Source organism: Micropruina glycogenica (assembly GCF_900289045.1).
Taxonomy (GTDB): Bacteria; Actinomycetota; Actinomycetes; order Propionibacteriales; family Propionibacteriaceae; genus Micropruina; species Micropruina glycogenica.
Genome location: NZ_LT985188.1, coordinates 1296917 through 1312244, shown reverse-complemented (window position 1 = coordinate 1312244; position 15328 = coordinate 1296917). Strand labels below are relative to the sequence as shown.

The following is a 15328-nucleotide window of genomic DNA, read 5'->3' as shown; positions in this document are numbered from 1 at the left end:
AGCCGATCTGAACACCGCGTGAGGCGTCCGGGGCGAACCGTCCTTCACATCGGACGTAATCTCGCGGCGGTTTGGTGCGGGCGTCGCAGCTCGGGCTCAGACTGCGAACGTGGCCGGCCCCGGGCGGCACTTAGGTTAGCCTCACCACATGTCTGCTCCGGCGTTCGCTGCCGTGCGCTCGATTCGGCTCAGTGCGACGGCCACGCTGACGCTGGGGTTGGCTGTGGTGCTGATGGCCAGCCTGGCGCTGGGCAGCAACCCGATCTCGCCCGCGCTGGTGGTGCAGGCCCTGCTCGACCCGGCCTCGGACGTCGATTCCGTGGTGTGGGGGTCGCGTGTGCCGCGCACCCTGCTGGGCATCGTGGTCGGCTTCTGCCTCGGCGTGGCGGGCGTGGTGATGCAGGGCCAGACCGGCAACCCGCTGGCCGATCCCGGCCTGTTCGGCGTCTCGGCGGGTGCCAGCCTCGCCGTGGTGCTGGGCGCGTTCGTGCTGGGCCACAACTCGATGACCGCGTCGCTGTTTCTGGCCATGCTCGGCGCCCTGGTGGCCAGCGTGCTGGTGTTCGCCATCGCCACCTTGAGCCGCGACCTGGCCAACCCGGTGCCGCTGGCCATTGCCGGCACCGCGGTCAGCGCCCTGCTGGGCGCGGTGATCTCGTTTCTGGTGCTCACCAACGCCGCCTCACTCGAGGCCTACCGGGTGTGGGTGGTGGGCTCGCTGTCGGGTCGCGGGCTGGACGGACTGCCGCCGGCTCTCGTGGTCGCCGCGGTCGGCCTGGTACTGGCCCTGCTGAACGTCCGTTCGCTCAACAGTCTGACCTTGGGCACCGAGCTGGCCCAGGGGCTGGGCGAAACGCTGTGGCGGGCCCGGCTGGTCGGCTTGGGCGCCATCACGCTGACTACGGCCAGCGCGGTGGCGCTGGCGGGGCCGATCGGCTTCATCGGCCTCACCGCCCCCCACATCGGCCGCGCCCTGGTGGGTGGCAACCACTGTCGGCTGCTGCCGGCCTCAGGCCTGGTGGGCGCCATCACGCTGTTGGCCTGCGACGTGGTCGGACGGGTGATCGGCGGCCAGGCCGAGGTGCCCGTCGGGGTGGTGCTCGCCACGCTGGGCGGGGTGGCGTTCGTGGTGATCGTCCGACGAACGAAGTTGGCGGCGCTGTGAGCGGCCGGCGCGGCGTCGACCTGCGCGTCATCGCGCTACCGTGGCGGGCGCGGGTGTTGTGGATCACCCTGGCCTGCCTGGCCGCGGTGCTGGCCGCCCTCACCTTCGGCATCGTGGCCGGCTCGTCGCGCATGGGGGTCGCCGACGTCTGGACGACCCTGCTCGGTGCCGGCAGTCGCACGTATCAGTTCATCGTCTTCGAGCTGCGGTTGCCCAGGGTGGCTGCCGGCATCGGAGTGGGGCTCTGCCTCGGCCTGGCCGGAGCCCTCACCCAGACCTTCTCGCGCAACCCGCTGGCCACGCCAGACATTCTGGGCGTCACCTCGGGGGCATCGGCGGGCGCCGTAACGGCCATCGTGATCGGCGGCGGCGGCTATTCGGTGGGCGCATCGCTGCTCGGGTTTGGCATACCCGTGGTCGCCACCGTCGGCGGCCTGCTGGCGGCGGCCGTCGTGTACGGATTGTCGTGGCGGCAGGGTGTCGACAGCTTTCGGCTGATCCTCATCGGCATCGGCGTCACCGCCATTCTCAGCGGCCTGACCAACTACCTGCTGGTGCGCGCTCAGATCACCCAGGCCACCGCCGCCACCCAATGGCTGGTCGGCAGCCTGTCGGGGGTGTCGTGGGCCAGCGTCTGGCCGTTGGCCGTGGTGCTGGCCATCGTGCTGCCGTTCGCGCTCACCCAGTCGGCACCGCTCGAGATCAACCAGCTCGGTGACGAGTTCTCAACCGGCCTCGGCGTTGCGGTGCAGCGGCATCGGACGCTGGTGATCGTGGCTGCCGTGGTCCTGACCAGCGCCGCGGTCTCGGCGGCCGGGCCGGTGGAGTTCGTGGCCTTCGTCGCGCCGCAGGTGGCACGCCGACTCGCGCGCACCGCCCGTCCACCGCTGATTGCATCGGCCCTGGTGGGGGCCGCGTTGGTGACGCTGGCCGACGTGATGGCACGGGCCGCGCTGGGCACCGAGATACCGGTCGGGGTGGTCACCGCCATCGTCGGCGCGCCGTACCTGATCTGGCTGATCACCCGACCCAACCTCAAGGAGCGCGCATGACGACGTCCGAGCCGATGCTGCACGCCGACACGGTGACCCTGGGCTACGACCGGCACACCGTGTTCACCGGCCTCGACCTGCAGATCGAGCCGGGCACGGTCACCACGCTCATCGGGGCGAACGGCTGCGGCAAGTCCACGCTGCTGAAGGCGTTCGGACGGCTGCTCGCCCCCAGCGCAGGTCACATCAAGCTGGGCGGCACCTCGGTGCGGCACTTGTCGGCCCGGGCGGTGGCCCGTCGGCTGGCGATTCTGCCGCAGAAGCCGCTGACGCCGGCCGCCACCAGCGTGCGCGACCTGGTGATGCGCGGACGGCACCCGCACCAGACGCTGCTGCGGCCCTGGAGCGGTCACGACGCCCGCCTGGTCGACGACGCCCTGGCCGCCACCGGCATGACGGAACTGGCCGATCGTGACGTCACCTCGCTGTCGGGCGGTCAGTTGCAGCGGGCCTGGATCGCGCTGGTGCTGGCGCAGGACACCCCGGTGATCCTGCTCGACGAGCCCACGACTTTTCTCGATCTCAGCCACCAGCTCGAGGTGCTGCGGCTGGTGCGGCGCATCAACGCCGACCAGGGCAGCACCATCGTGATGGTGCTGCACGACCTCAGCCTGGCCGCGCGCTACTCCGACCGGCTGGTCGTGCTGCACGAGGGCCGGGTGCTGGCCGACGGCGAGCCGTGGCAGGTGATCACCCCCGAGGTGTTGGCCGCGGCGTTCGGCCTCGAGGCGCTGGTCATCGCCGACCCCGCCTCGGGGCGTCCGATGGTGGTGCCGCTGGAGCCGACCACTGCCGGTGCAGCCGAGTCCGATTCGACCGAGCTCGCCTCGGAGCAGTCGGACGCACGGAGCGACGTCCACGAGGGCAGACGGGCAAGCCAGGCCGGTTAGGTTAGGCTAGCCTTCGAGGCATGAATCTGAAGAAGAACCTTCGCGGGCTCATCGTCGCCCTGGTCGGTCTGTTCACCCTGGCGGCCTGCAGCTCGGGCGCCGGCGCATCGGCACCGGCAGCCTCGCCCAGCGAGTCGTCGTCGGGGCAGTGGAGCTACACCGACGACACCGGCAAGACCGTCACGCTACCGACCAAGCCCACCAAGGTCGCCGGCTTTGCCGATCAGGTGCTCACCCTGATGAGCTACGGCGTCAAGCCGGTTGCGGTGTTCGGCCGGGTCGACGTCAAGACCGATCCCCGCTTCGCCGGCGTCGACCTCACCGGCGTCACGATTCTGGGCAACGCCTATGGCGAAATCGACCTCGAAGCGCTCGCCGAGGTGGCACCCGACCTGATCGTCACCGGTGTGTACCCCAGCGACCGCCAGGGCACCATCGACACCACCCAGCCCTACTACGGCATGAAAGACCTCGAACAGCAGAAGAAGATCGAGGCGATCTCGCAGGTGGTCGCGATCAAGGTGGGCGGCGAGGGCATCAAGGTGATCGAGAGCGGTGCCAAGCTGGCCCTCGCCTTGGGTGCCGACCAGGCCAAGGTCGACGCCGACAGGGCAACTTTCGAGGCCGCCGAGGCCAAGCTGAGTGCCGCCGCCAAGTCGACCGACATCGAGGTCACCGAGATGTACGCCGACGCCGACGGTATCTACCTGGTGAAGCCCGAGGACGAGCCGCAGACCCAGTTGTACAAGAGCCTCGGGGTGAAGCTCACCGAGCTCAAGCCCGACGGTGACTACTACTGGGACATCTACAGCTGGGAGAACGCCGGCAAGACGATGACCGGCGACGTGATTCTGCTGTCGGTCGAGGGGTACCAGGTGGACGACCTGAAGAAGCAGGCCACGTTCGCCAAGCACCCCGCCCTGGTGGCCGGGCAGGTGTACCCCAACCCGTACATCGCGATGAACTACTCGGCGCAGGCTGCGGCGATGGACACGCTGACGGGCTACCTCACGTCCGCCAAGAAGGTCGCCTGAGCCTGCTGGTTGGCTTCGCTTCGCGTTAGGTGCTGGTCGAGCTTGTCGGGACCCGTCCGCCGGCTCTGACGTAGCTGCCTTTGTGACACGTAGCTGCCTGCACGCAGGCAGCTACGTGTCACAAAGGCAGTTAGGTTGGTATCCCTCGCCGGTGGCGCGTTCTCAGTCGAGCAGCAACTGCCAGAACTCGGTGTCGATGCGTCGCCCGAACTTGTAGCCGACTCGGCGCAGCACACCGGCCTGCTCGAAGCCCAACGAACGGTGCAGGGCGGCGCTGGCCGGGTTGGGTGAGGCGATCACGGCGATCACCGTGTAGACGTCGTCGTCGCGCAGGCGGTCGAGCAACGCGGCGTACAGGGTACTGCCGACGCCCCGACCCTGAGCACCCTCAGCCAGGTAGATGGAGGTCTCTTTGGTCTGGGCGTACGCTCCGCGCGGCCGGTAGGTCACGCTGTAGGCGAAGCCCAGCACCCTGTCGTCCTGCACGGCCACCAGCAGGTGATGCCCCGGTGTGGTGTCGGACGCCTTGTGTTCCCAGCTGCTCTGGTCAGGGGGAGTGGTGTCGAAGGTGGCCGTGCCCTGCTCGACTTCGTGGGCATAGATGGCCGCGACGGCCGCGAGATCGGACGGCTGTGCCGCTCGGATCAGCATGACAGCACCCTAACGAGCGCGACGAGGCTGTACGGCTTATCGCTACAGGTCACAATCACGCTGTTTGTTTGTGAGTTTGGGTGATGATTTCGTGGCCAACCCCTCGTTGTCGGCGTGATCACCTGCGATAATGAGGCGGTCGCACCCTGTGCTTCGCACGACGCACCAGGGTGTTGCAACCCAGGTTCGGTGGCCCGACGCAGTGCCCGCAAACCGAGGCCCGCAGTCGGCTTGGCGCACAGTCGCGCACGATGAGAGGACGACCCCATGAAACGACTGCTCAACGACGGCTACGACGCCGTCGAGGAACTGCTCGACGGCTACGTGAAGGCGCACGGCGACGTGGTGAAGCTGGCCGACAACGAGCGCGTCGTGGTGCGCACGACGCTGAGCCCCCAACCCAAGGTGGGCATCATCTTCGGTGGTGGCAGCGGCCACGAGCCGCTGTTTCTGGGCTATGTCGGTGAGGGAGTCGCCGACGCCGCGGTGATCGGCAACGTGAACACCTCGCCCGACCCGATCGCGTGCTACGACGCGGTCACCGCCGTCGACCAGGGCAAGGGCTGCCTGTATCTGTACGGCAACTACCAGGGCGACGTGCTGAACTTCGACATGGGCGCCGAAATGGCCGCCGACGACGGCATCACGGTCGAGACCGTGCTGATCACCGACGACGTCTACTCGGCCAAAGACCGGGCCGATCGCCGCGGCGTGGCCGGCGACGTGATCGTGCTGATGGCCGCCTGCGCCGTCGCGAACACCGGCGCCGACCTGGCAACCGTCAAGGCGGCCGCCGAGAAGGCCAACGACAACACCTACTCGATGGGCGTCGCCCTGTCGTCCTCCACCCTTCCGGTCACCGGCAAGCCGATCTTCGACATCGGCCCCGACGACATGGAGGTCGGCATGGGCATTCACGGCGAGCCCGGCATCGAGCGCAAGAAGCTCGAACCGGCCGACGCGGTGATGGACGAGATTCTCGGCATCGTGCTGCCCGACATGAATCTGCAGAGCGGCGAACGGGTCGCTGTGATGATCAACGGCCTGGGCGGCCTGCCGCTGATGGACCAGTACATCTGCTACCGCCGCGTGCACGACGTGCTCACCGAGAAGGGTGTCACCATCGCCAAGTCGATGGTCGGCAACTACGCCACCAGCATGGACATGATCGGCATGGGCGTCACCCTGGTGCGGCTCGACGACGAACTCGAGGCCTGGCTGAACGCCCCCTTCGACGCGCCGTACCTGAAGCAGGGCTGAGGCGATGGCCGACTTCGATCGCGGCTACTTCGTGGGCGCGTTCCGCCGCATGGCGGCCACCGCCGAAGAGCATCGTGACGAGTGGACGAAGCTCGACGGCGATATCGGCGACGGCGACCACGGCATCAACATGAGCATCGGGTTTCGCGAGGTGGTCAAGCAGTTGGACGCGCTGCCCGACGACACCGACGTGGCCGGCCTGTTCAAGCTGGTCGGCATGACGCTGCTGCGCAAGGTGGGGGGTGCCTCGGGCCCGCTGTACGGCAGCTTCTTCATGAAGGCCGGCGCCGAGGTGGCGGGCCAGAGTGAGGTGAGCTTCGACGACCTGCGGCGCATGCTGCGGGCCGGCGTCGACTCGATTCAGCAGCGCGGCAAGGCCGAACTGGGCGACAAGACCATGCTCGACAGCTACCTGCCGGGCCTGGACGTGCTGGAAGCGGCCGATGCCGCCGACCCGCAGGCGGCGCTCACCGCGTTCGTCGATCGCATGCGGCAGGGCTCGGACGACACCATTCCGCTGGTGGCCAAGAAGGGGCGGGCGATGCGGTTGGGCGAGCGGTCGGTCGGCCACCGAGACCCCGGTTCACAGTCGTCGTGGATGCTCATGAACTGCCTGCTGGACGAACTCAAGGGCTGACGGAAGGTTCTCGGCGTCGGCCGGGATGACGCAACGGTTCATCAATACGGAGGCCCGTCGTTGTCATCCCGGCGGACGCCGGGATCTCAAAACCGCCAGGCGAAGGCCGCGACTCACACGCTGGCGCTGACCCGCCACTGCGCCGAGTCACCCAGGCTGTTCATGTACCGCACGCCCGAGAGCTGCGCGCCCGAGGGCACGTCGAACACGATCCAACCCTTCGCGCACTGACCGGGCTTGTACAGCCGGCCTTCGCCGTTGGGGTAGGCGGGGGTTGGCTCAGCGTTGCCGCGGACGGTGCTGGCCGGGTACTCCTCGCTGTCGGGGCCGAGCAGCACCCAGGTGTCCCAAGTCAGCTCGATGCCGGAAGCCGCCGACACGTTGCAGGTCTTCACCATGGCCAGAACCTGGTTGCCGCGGTGACCGTTGACCTTGGCTCGCTTGCTATCGAGCACGGTGATGGTCACCTCGCCGTTCAGATCGAGCACCTCACCGGGCGCGCGAAAGCTACCCGCCGAGCCGGTGGTGGTGCTGCTCGGCGAGGCCGACGTGCTGCCGTCGGTGGCGGACGGCGACGCGCTCACGTCCGTGGTCTGCGAATCGGACGGGCTGGCGCTGGTCGACATCGTGTCGCTCTCGCTGGGCGATGGCGAGGGTGACGCACTGAGCGTGGTCTCGGGCGTCGGCGGAGGACTTGAGGCGTTGGGTTGCCCGACTGTGCAGGCACTCAACAGCAGCAACAATGGCACCAGGCGCTTCATGCGCCCGACCCTACGGCCGCAGCCGCTTTCGCGGTACCCCACAAGGCGGGATGATCAGCACCGAACGGAGCGGGATCGCTCCGCAGTGGTGGCGCTGAAGTTGCGGCAGACGCCCAGGCCACGTTCGGCGAGGCCCACCTTCATCTGGGCCAGCGCAGACACCGCGAAGCCGTGCCATTGCATGTGCATCAACACGGTGCCGCCCGTGGTGGCATGACGGACGACGCGGCTGACCACGGCCTGCTGCGAGAGCCCCCGCCAATCGTTGGTGTCGAGACTCCACGTCCAGATTCTCATGCCCTTGGCGGCATAGGCACGCGCGACGGTGGCGTTGTACGAGCCGAACGGCGGACGTCCGTAGCTCGACTGAATGCCGGGGGCGCCCAGTTGGGCCAGCACCGCCTGGTACGACAACCGGGCCAGGTCGGGGTGGCTGATCGAGTGGTTGAACACGTAGTGGCCGTGGGCTCGCGCATAGGCGGGCGAGAACAGCCCGGCACGCACGCAGACGCCGGTCGGAAACAGCATCAGCGCGATGCCCAGCCGCTGCGCGCCGTCGATCACCGTGCGAAACGCCGCGCGGCTGGCGGGGCAGTCGTCGAAGCTGAGCACCACGCGGCGGGTGGTGTTGGGGCCGTACGAGTTCCAGTAGCCGCGGCGTGACGGTTTCGAGGCCTGCTTGTCAGTGGGCTTCTTCGGCTCCGTCGTGGCCTGCGTGGCCTTCTTCTTGGTGACCGTGGCGGGTTGCTTGCCGGTCTCCGCGCGGTCGCTGGTGCGCCGCTTCGTGGTCGTCGCGCCGCTGTCGGTGGCAGGCTTCTCAGCGGTGGGGTCCTTCTTCTTCTTGCCCGACACGCCCGCTTGCGCCTTGGCTTTGGCCGCCGTAGCCGACGGCGGGCCTGTGCGCTCACTGGTTTCGGCCCCGGCGCGCAGCGTGCCGATTGCTACGCCGAGAATCAGCAGCGGCACCGCCGCCTTGACCACCCACCGTCGACCCGACACCGTTCGCCCCCTGAGCCCGGGCCGCGCCGGCCCGAATCAGAGGCTAACGCGGCTCCGCGATCGTTCAGGGCACGACTCGCTCACCCTCAACCTCACCTCTAGCGTCGCGTCGTCCCGGCACGGCTGCTCGCGCCGCGGGGTGAGCCAAAAGGAGAACCGTCCCCTGAACGCCAGGGACGGTTCTCCTTTTGGCTCAGGGGACGGTTCTCCTTTTGGCTCAGGCCAGGGCGGCACGCACCAACCCGGCGGCCACCTTGCCGTCGCCGCGGCCGGCGATGCGTGGCGTGACCGCCTTCATCACCAGACCCATCTGCTTCATCGACGGCTTGTCGCCGAGCGTCGCGGTCACCGCCGCCACCTCTTCGTCGACGATCGCCGCGATCTCGGCCTCGGTGAGTTGCTGCGGCAGGTATTCGGCCAGAATCGCGGCCTCGGCCAGCTCTTTCTCGGCCAGTTCGGGCCTGTTGCCGCTGGTGTAGGCCTCGGCCGAGTCCTTACGCTTGCTCACCTCACGGGCCAGCACCGTCTGCTCTTCGGTGTCGCTCAACTCGCGGGCCGCCTTGCCGGCGACCTCTTCGTTGGCGATGGCGGCCAGCGCCATGCGTACGGTCGACTTGCGGGCCTCGTCGTGTGCCTTCAGCGCCGCCACCAGGTCGGTCTTGAGGCGGGTCTTGATCGCAGCCATGTGATGTGCGTCCTTTCGGGTAACGCTCCATTGTCGCACCTGCGCGTCGGGGCCCCTGCCGTAGGCTGCGAAGCGATGACCATGCGCCTGTTCGCCGCCGTCGTGCCGCCCCCTGCCGTACTGGACGCCCTGGACGCCTGCGTCGAGCCCCGTCGCGACGCCGACCCGAACCTGCGCTGGGCGGGACGCCACCACTGGCACCTCACGCTGGGGTTCTTCGGCGACGTCACCGACGACCGCCTCGAGCCTCTGCAGCAGGCACTCGGCAACGTCCACGGAACGCCCTTCACCCTCACTCTGGACGGCGCCGGCACCTTTCCCAACCCGTCCAAGGCGCGGGTGCTGTACCAGGGCGTCACCGACGGCTCGGACGAACTGGGCGCCCTGAGCCGCCGCGTGCGCACCGCCGCCGACCGCGTCGGTGTGCCGGCGGACAACGCCAAACACGTGCCGCACCTGACTTTGGCGCGCACCCGGCGGCCGGCCCCGCTGACCCGCTGGCTGACCGTGGTGAGCAGCTTTCCGCGACTCAGCTTCGAGGTGGCCGGCTTCGTGCTGATGCGCTCCGAACTGCATCGCAGCGGCCCCGACTACCGGGTGTTGCAGAGCGTGGGGCTCGACGGCCGTCCACGCACCGATTGAGCCGAGCGCGCCAGCACTGGCCCATTAGGCTGAACGGGCCAATTGCGACGAAGGTGAGCGATTCTTCATGACCTACCAGCCCGAAACCCTGGCCGTACACGCGGGGCATGAAGACGCCGACTCGGCGACCAACGCCCGTGCGGTGCCGATCTACCAGACCACCTCATACGTGTTCGACGACACCCAGCACGCCGCCGACCTGTTCGCGCTGAAGGTGCCGGGCAACATCTACACCCGCATCATGAACCCCACCCAGAACGTGTTCGAGACCCGCATGGCGGCACTCGAAGGCGGCGTCGGTGCGCTGGCGACCAGTTCGGGCGCGGCGGCGATCACCTATGCGGTGCTCAACCTCACCTACTCCGGCGACAACATCGTCGCCCTGTCGACCCTGTACGGCGGCACCTACGCGCTGTTCGCGCACACCCTGCCGCAGTTCGGCATCGAGGTGCGCTTCGTCGACCCCGAGAAGCCCGACGAGCTCGCCCAGCACGTGGACGACAAGACCAAGCTGGTGTTCGGCGAGACGATCGGCAACCCGCTGGTCAACGTGGTCGATCTGGACGCCTGGTCGGCCGCCGCCCATGATCTCGGCCTGCCGTTCATCGTCGACAACACGGTGCCGACGCCCTACCTGTGCCGGGTGTTCGACCACGGTGTCGACGTGGCCGTCCATTCGGCCACCAAGTACATCGGCGGCCACGGCACGAGCATCGGCGGCGTGATCGTCGACTCGGGCAACTTCGACTGGGCGGCCCACGCCGAGCGGTTCCCGGGCCTGACCAGCCCCGATCACGCCTACCACGAGGTGGTCTGGACCGAGGCGGTCGGCAACCTCGCCTACATCATCAGGGCGCGTACGGTGCTGCTGCGTAACACCGGTGCCGCGGTGACGCCGATGAACAGTTGGCTGTTTCTGCAGGGGCTTGAAACTCTGCACCTGCGCATGGAGCGGCACAGCAGCAACGCCCTGGCCGTGGCGACGTACCTTGAGCAGCACCCGGCCGTGGCGTGGGTGAACTACCCGGGCTTGGAGTCGTCGCAGTGGCATGAGGTCGCGCAACGCATCCTGCCCAAGGGGGCGTCCGGCATCGTGTCGTTCGGGCTCAAGGCGGGCCGCGAGGGCGGCTCGAAACTGGTGGAGTCGTTGCAGCTGTTCAGCCACCTTGCCAACATCGGCGACGCGAAGTCGCTGGTGATTCACAACGCATCGACCACCCACAGCCAGCTCACCGAAGACGAACTCAAGGCCGCGGGCGTGGCGCCCGAGATGGTGCGGCTGAGCGTCGGCATCGAGAACGTGGACGACCTGATCGCCGATCTCGACCAGGCGCTCGCGCAGTTCTGAGCCCGATGACCCTCCCCGGTTCGGTCGGTCTGGTGCAGACCGAGATCGCCCGGCTGTTCACCGTTGATGAGCCCTTGCGGCTGGCCAACGGTGAAACGCTCGGGCCGGTCGACGTCGCCTACGAGACCTACGGCACGTTGTCGGCCGCGAAAGACAACGCGGTGTTCATCTGCCACGCCCTCACCGGCGACGCGCACGCCGCCGGGCTGCACGCGGGGGCGAAGCGTCCGGGTTGGTGGGACAACCTGATCGGCCCCGGCAAGCCGCTCGACACCGACCGGTTCTTCGTGATCAGCGCGAACCTGCTCGGCGGCTGCCAGGGCACCACGGGGCCCGCCACCATAGACCAGGCCACGGGACGTGCGTACGGGCTCGGGTTTCCGTTGCTCGACATGGCCGACTTCGTCACCGTGCACCGGCAGTTGTTGGCACACCTCGGCATCGAGCGCCTGCTGGCGGCCCTCGGCGGCTCGCTGGGCGGCATGCAGGTGCTGCAGTGGGCACTGACGTACCCCGAGCAGGTCACCAACGCGGCCATCGTGGCGGCGTCGTCACGGCTGACCGCGCAGAACATCGCCTTCTCGGCGGTGGCCCGCCGGGCGATCATGGACGACCCGGATTTTCACGACGGTCGCTACGCCGAACAGGGAGTCGTGCCGCGGCTGGGGCTGCGCACGGCGCGCATGATGGCCCACATCACCTATTTGAGCGAGGACGCGTTTTCAGAGAAGTTCGGTCGCAACCCGCACCCCGAGCGCGACAAGCCCGGGTTCGGCATCGACTTCGCCGTCGAGAGCTACCTCGACTACCAGGGCCGGGTGTTTCTGGACCGGTTCGACGCCCTGTCGTACCTGTATCTGTCGCGGGTGATGGACTACTTCGACCCGTTCAACCGCTCGGACGCCACCGCGCTGGTCGAGGCGTGTCCGGTGAACTTTCTGGTCATGTCGTTCGACACCGACTGGCGGTTCAGCACCGAGCACTCACGGCGCATCGTGAAGCACCTGCAGAACGCCGCCCAGCCGGTGACGTTTCGCGATATACCGTCCAGTTGGGGGCACGACTCGTTTCTGCTGCCGTTGCAGCGCTACCACGACACCCTGCGGGCGTGGTTCGACAGGTCGCTGCGTGAGGGGCTGCGATGACCCTGCGCGCCGACCTGAACCTGATCGCCCAGCAGATCCCCCACGCGTCCCGCGTGCTCGACCTCGGCTGCGGCGACGGCAGCCTGCTGCAACACCTGATCAACGATCACGACTGCACGGGCACTGGCGTCGAGATCGACCCCGAGAAGGTGCTGGCCGCCATCGTCTCCGGCGTACCCGTGATGGAACTCGACGTCGACGCCGACCTGTCGCTGTTCGCCACCGGCTCCTACGACACCGTCGTGCTGTCGCGCACGATTCAGACCCTGCGGCTGCCCGATGAGGTGCTCACCCAGATGGCCCGCATCGCGGGCCGGCTGATCGTCTCGGTGCCCAACTTCGGCCTGCTGCAGCACCGGTTGATGCTGTTGCGCGGCCGCATGCCGATGTCACGCGAGCTGCCCTACAGCTGGTACGACACCCCGAACCTGCGCTTCACCACGCTGGTCGACCTGGAGGACCTGTTCGCCACCCTGGGCTTGGTGATCGAACAGCGCATCAACCTGTCGCTGACGGGCGAACCGCTCGGCAAGGGCTTTCGCGCGGCCAACCTTCGAGCCGGTGCCGCGGTCTACGTGCTCAGCTGCCCCTAACCGGTATCGGGGCGGTTCCGATTACCGTTCACACGACGCTGCTGAACGGTATTGGGGACGGTTCCGATTACCGTTCACACGACGCTGCTGAACGGTACTGGGGACGGTTCCGATTACCGTTCACGACCCATGCAACTGCGCTGACAAGCGGTTTCAAGCAGTTCCTGAATGGGAATCGGAACCGTCCCCATTACCCACCAAGCAATGGGGCGCCACCTGGTGAACGGGAATCGGAACCGTCCCCATTATCGGTCAGAGGGTCTCGATACGCTCGACCAGCGCTGCCTACGCGGCGCGTTCCTCGGTCAGCCGCTCCGGCACCATCAACTGCGAACGGCTGGGCGCGAACGGTTTTTGCCGCAGCGGCATACCCGCCTCGGACGGTGTGTGGTTGGCCTTGCGCGCGTTGCAGCCGTGGCAAGCGGCGACGGTATTGGTCCAGGTGTTACGGCCACCTCGGCTGATCGGCAGTATGTGGTCGACCGTGGCGGCCCGCTCACCGCAGTAGCCGCAGGTATGCCGATCGCGCTTGAGTACGCCGCGCTTGGTCCACCCCGGCACCCGGCTGTAAAGGAAGGTCGTCTTCACGTACCGCACCAAGCGCAGCACCTCTGGTTGCGGAAACGAGCCGAACACCAGTTCGGGGTGCGCGGCCTCGACCACGGCGACCTTGCGCACCAGCATGCCGATGGCGTGCTGCAGCGACACGGTGTGCAGCGCGGTGTCATCGGTGTTCAGAATCAGCACGGCCATGCAGGTACTCCCGTCCGGTCAGCGGCGTGGGCACGTCGCGGGCAAAAAAAACCCGCCCCGCGCGAGCGCGGGACGGTGCCATCACCTTCGACTGGTAGCGGGGCCTCGGTCACTATCTGCACGCCGACGAGCGGACGCTCTGCGCAATGGCGCGGGAGTGTGCTCATCAGAACCCCCAGAACTCCAGGACGGGCACCAGCGTAACCCCGCGCGCCCAATCATGGGAGACGACACGAGTTCCATGGGAACGATGCCGGTGCAACGCACACCTTCTGAGATCCCGGCGTCCGCCGGGATGACGGGATCTCATACGCTCCGGACGCGACCCCGACAAGCTCGACCGACGGATCCGCTACTTGCCGAGCGCCTTCAGCACGTCCGCCACCAGGGCGTCGGTGCGAATGTCGTCGGCCGACGGCGAGAAGCCCAGCCGCACCACCACGAGCTTCGCGGACGGCACCACGTACAGCTTCTGCCCGTCGTGGCCGCTGGCCCAGTAGGTATCACGCGGCAACGCCGGCGACACCAGCGATCCCTCGGGGGTGAGGTTCGTCCACCACCCGCCCGCGTAGTCGGGGTCTTCACGAGTGGCGATCGGCTCGGTGGTGGTGGTGGCCTTCATCCAGCCCTCGGGCAGCAGCCGCTTGCCGTTCAACACCCCGTCCGACAAGGCGAACTGCCCGATCGCCGCCCAGTCGCGGGGGGTCGCCCACAGGTACGAGCTGCACACCGGGGTGCCCACCGCGTCGGCCTCCCAGATCGCCGACGAGGTGCCCAGCCGGGCCAGCAACTGCTGGCGCGGCAGGTCGGCGCCCTGCTTGAGCTTCGCGTTCAGCACCGCGCACAGCAGGGTGGTGGATCCGGACGAGTACTGCTGCACGGTGCCCACCGGGTGGGCCAGCTTCTGGGCGGCGACGAAGCTCGCCATGTCGGCCTGGTTGTACAGCATCTCGGTGATCGGCGTGCCCAGGTCGTAGGTCTCGTCCCAGGCCAGGCCGCTGCGCATGCGCAGCAGATCCTCGATGGTGATGGACGCGCGCTCGTCGGTCCATTCCGGCCGCAGGTGGTCATCGCTGAGCGACACCAGGCCCTGCTGCACCAGCCGGCCCAGCAGCAGGCTGGTCACGCTCTTGCTCATCGACCAGCCCAGTTGCGGCGTGCCGGCGTCGAAGCCCTGCGCGTACCGCTCGGCCACGATGGTGCCGTCCGACACCACCAGCACGGCCCTGGTGCCCAACTGGTCGCGGCCGGCTTGGTCGAGGTCGGCGCCGAACGCATTGTCGAGGGCCGCTTCGAGGGCGGGCGCGGGCGAGGGCACCGGCTGCCGGGCGATGCGGTTGCCCATCTGGTCGATGCGGGTGGCGCTGCCCAGATAGGGCCGGTTCACGGCCAACGTGCAGCCGAAGCCGTCCACCGACCACGCGTGCTGGCCTGCGAGAACCCCGAGCACCGTTGCCTGGTAGCCCCCCGAGTCGACGCTCACCCGCAGGTACGGCACCAGCGGGTTGGGCGGCAGGTCGGCGGTGAGCGGCGTGCGTCGGGCGATCGTGTCGAGCGCGCAGGCGTTGTGCGCGGCGTAGCCGGTGCCGGTGCGCAGCAGGGGCCGCAGGTACCAGTAGACGCCGAGTGCGGCGATCATCGCCAGGGCGATCACCCCTGCACCGATGCGCAGCCAAAGCCGCCGCCCCCCGAGCCGCATGGCGGGAAGATACC

The 15328-nt window shown here is 68.2% G+C and carries 16 protein-coding genes; 10 read left to right on the top strand and 6 right to left on the bottom strand.

The features are described from left to right. Window positions 1–148 precede the first annotated feature (148 nt). Genes MPLG2_RS06120 through MPLG2_RS06105 form a run of 4 tightly spaced genes read left to right on the top strand, consistent with a single transcriptional unit; the run spans window position 149 to window position 4141 of the window. Window positions 149–1165, top strand: coding sequence for a FecCD family ABC transporter permease (locus tag MPLG2_RS06120; protein ID WP_197710102.1), 1017 nt, complete (start codon window positions 149–151; stop codon window positions 1163–1165). Next, on the top strand, window positions 1162–2217 hold the full coding sequence (locus tag MPLG2_RS06115) for a FecCD family ABC transporter permease (RefSeq protein ID WP_197710101.1): 1056 nt from the start codon (window positions 1162–1164) through the stop codon (window positions 2215–2217). Before MPLG2_RS06120 ends, MPLG2_RS06115 begins: the two co-directional genes overlap by 4 nt. Then, window positions 2214–3107 (top strand): ABC transporter ATP-binding protein, encoded by an 894-nt coding sequence (locus tag MPLG2_RS06110; protein ID WP_105185374.1) that lies wholly within the window; start codon window positions 2214–2216, stop codon window positions 3105–3107. The genes MPLG2_RS06115 and MPLG2_RS06110 overlap by 4 nt, the downstream gene beginning before the upstream one ends. Window positions 3108–3127: 20 nt before the next feature. Next, on the top strand, window positions 3128–4141 hold the full coding sequence (locus MPLG2_RS06105; protein WP_105185373.1) for an ABC transporter substrate-binding protein: 1014 nt from the start codon (window positions 3128–3130) through the stop codon (window positions 4139–4141). A 162-nt stretch (window positions 4142–4303) separates the two neighbouring features. Here MPLG2_RS06105 and MPLG2_RS06100 read toward each other — a convergent pair whose 3' ends face one another. Next, a complete protein-coding gene (locus MPLG2_RS06100; RefSeq protein WP_105185372.1) occupies window positions 4304–4792 on the bottom strand; it encodes a GNAT family N-acetyltransferase in 489 nt (162 codons plus the stop codon). 267 nt (window positions 4793–5059) lie between these two features. Between MPLG2_RS06100 and MPLG2_RS06095 the strand changes: the two genes are divergently transcribed. Further along, window positions 5060–6052, top strand: coding sequence for a dihydroxyacetone kinase subunit DhaK (locus MPLG2_RS06095; RefSeq protein ID WP_105185371.1), 993 nt, complete (start codon window positions 5060–5062; stop codon window positions 6050–6052). A 4-nt stretch (window positions 6053–6056) separates the two neighbouring features. Continuing rightward, window positions 6057–6689 carry a dihydroxyacetone kinase subunit DhaL gene (gene dhaL, locus MPLG2_RS06090; RefSeq protein ID WP_105185370.1) on the top strand — a complete coding sequence of 211 codons (633 nt, stop codon included), beginning with the start codon at window positions 6057–6059 and terminating at the stop codon, window positions 6687–6689. A gap of 113 nt (window positions 6690–6802) precedes the next feature. On the opposite strand, the gene MPLG2_RS06085 is transcribed toward dhaL, so the two are convergent. From MPLG2_RS06085 to MPLG2_RS06075, 3 genes are all read right to left on the bottom strand, one after another. Continuing rightward, a complete protein-coding gene (locus tag MPLG2_RS06085; RefSeq protein WP_158680914.1) occupies window positions 6803–7450 on the bottom strand; it encodes a hypothetical protein in 648 nt (215 codons plus the stop codon). 54 nt (window positions 7451–7504) lie between these two features. Next, window positions 7505–8449, bottom strand: a complete 945-nt coding sequence (locus MPLG2_RS06080; RefSeq protein ID WP_105185368.1) for a polysaccharide deacetylase family protein — start codon at window positions 8447–8449, stop codon at window positions 7505–7507. A 217-nt stretch (window positions 8450–8666) separates the two neighbouring features. After that, the gene (locus MPLG2_RS06075; protein ID WP_105185367.1) at window positions 8667–9134 is read right to left on the bottom strand and encodes a GatB/YqeY domain-containing protein; all 468 of its coding nucleotides are present in this window, start codon (window positions 9132–9134) and stop codon (window positions 8667–8669) included. 75 nt (window positions 9135–9209) lie between these two features. On the opposite strand from MPLG2_RS06075, the gene thpR reads away from it, so the two are divergent. The 4 genes from thpR (at window position 9210) to metW (ending at window position 12862) form a co-directional block, all read left to right on the top strand. Beyond that, the gene (thpR, locus tag MPLG2_RS06070) at window positions 9210–9776 is read left to right on the top strand and encodes an RNA 2',3'-cyclic phosphodiesterase (protein WP_158680913.1); all 567 of its coding nucleotides are present in this window, start codon (window positions 9210–9212) and stop codon (window positions 9774–9776) included. Between the two features lie 67 nt (window positions 9777–9843). Continuing rightward, a complete protein-coding gene (locus tag MPLG2_RS06065; RefSeq protein ID WP_105185365.1) occupies window positions 9844–11124 on the top strand; it encodes an O-acetylhomoserine aminocarboxypropyltransferase/cysteine synthase family protein in 1281 nt (426 codons plus the stop codon). Window positions 11125–11129: 5 nt separating this feature from the next. Further along, window positions 11130–12269 carry a homoserine O-acetyltransferase MetX gene (gene metX / locus MPLG2_RS06060; protein ID WP_105185364.1) on the top strand — a complete coding sequence of 380 codons (1140 nt, stop codon included), beginning with the start codon at window positions 11130–11132 and terminating at the stop codon, window positions 12267–12269. Continuing rightward, the gene (gene metW, locus MPLG2_RS06055; RefSeq protein WP_105185363.1) at window positions 12266–12862 is read left to right on the top strand and encodes a methionine biosynthesis protein MetW; all 597 of its coding nucleotides are present in this window, start codon (window positions 12266–12268) and stop codon (window positions 12860–12862) included. The genes metX and metW overlap by 4 nt, the downstream gene beginning before the upstream one ends. A gap of 285 nt (window positions 12863–13147) precedes the next feature. Here metW and MPLG2_RS06050 read toward each other — a convergent pair whose 3' ends face one another. Together MPLG2_RS06050 and MPLG2_RS06045 are read right to left on the bottom strand one after the other, a co-directional pair. Continuing rightward, a complete protein-coding gene (locus MPLG2_RS06050) occupies window positions 13148–13615 on the bottom strand; it encodes an HNH endonuclease (RefSeq protein WP_105185362.1) in 468 nt (155 codons plus the stop codon). A 352-nt stretch (window positions 13616–13967) separates the two neighbouring features. Further along, window positions 13968–15314, bottom strand: a complete 1347-nt coding sequence (locus MPLG2_RS06045) for a serine hydrolase domain-containing protein (protein ID WP_105185361.1) — start codon at window positions 15312–15314, stop codon at window positions 13968–13970. Between the last annotated feature and the right edge of the window lie 14 nt (window positions 15315–15328).

What these genes read in the sequence shown, in the direction of transcription:
- MPLG2_RS06120 (WP_197710102.1), top strand. Translation starts at nt 149, where the DNA reads ATGTCTGCTCCGGCGTTCGCTGCCGTGCGCTCGATTCGGCTCAGTGCG.
- MPLG2_RS06110 (WP_105185374.1), top strand. Translation starts at nt 2,214, where the DNA reads ATGACGACGTCCGAGCCGATGCTGCACGCCGACACGGTGACCCTGGGC.
- MPLG2_RS06105 (WP_105185373.1), top strand. Translation starts at nt 3,128, where the DNA reads ATGAATCTGAAGAAGAACCTTCGCGGGCTCATCGTCGCCCTGGTCGGT.
- MPLG2_RS06100 (WP_105185372.1), bottom strand. Translation starts at nt 4,792, where the DNA reads ATGCTGATCCGAGCGGCACAGCCGTCCGATCTCGCGGCCGTCGCGGCC.
- MPLG2_RS06095 (WP_105185371.1), top strand. Translation starts at nt 5,060, where the DNA reads ATGAAACGACTGCTCAACGACGGCTACGACGCCGTCGAGGAACTGCTC.
- dhaL (WP_105185370.1), top strand. Translation starts at nt 6,057, where the DNA reads ATGGCCGACTTCGATCGCGGCTACTTCGTGGGCGCGTTCCGCCGCATG.
- MPLG2_RS06085 (WP_158680914.1), bottom strand. Translation starts at nt 7,450, where the DNA reads ATGAAGCGCCTGGTGCCATTGTTGCTGCTGTTGAGTGCCTGCACAGTC.
- MPLG2_RS06075 (WP_105185367.1), bottom strand. Translation starts at nt 9,134, where the DNA reads ATGGCTGCGATCAAGACCCGCCTCAAGACCGACCTGGTGGCGGCGCTG.
- thpR (WP_158680913.1), top strand. Translation starts at nt 9,210, where the DNA reads ATGACCATGCGCCTGTTCGCCGCCGTCGTGCCGCCCCCTGCCGTACTG.
- MPLG2_RS06065 (WP_105185365.1), top strand. Translation starts at nt 9,844, where the DNA reads ATGACCTACCAGCCCGAAACCCTGGCCGTACACGCGGGGCATGAAGAC.
- metX (WP_105185364.1), top strand. Translation starts at nt 11,130, where the DNA reads ATGACCCTCCCCGGTTCGGTCGGTCTGGTGCAGACCGAGATCGCCCGG.
- metW (WP_105185363.1), top strand. Translation starts at nt 12,266, where the DNA reads ATGACCCTGCGCGCCGACCTGAACCTGATCGCCCAGCAGATCCCCCAC.
- MPLG2_RS06050 (WP_105185362.1), bottom strand. Translation starts at nt 13,615, where the DNA reads ATGGCCGTGCTGATTCTGAACACCGATGACACCGCGCTGCACACCGTG.
- MPLG2_RS06045 (WP_105185361.1), bottom strand. Translation starts at nt 15,314, where the DNA reads ATGCGGCTCGGGGGGCGGCGGCTTTGGCTGCGCATCGGTGCAGGGGTG.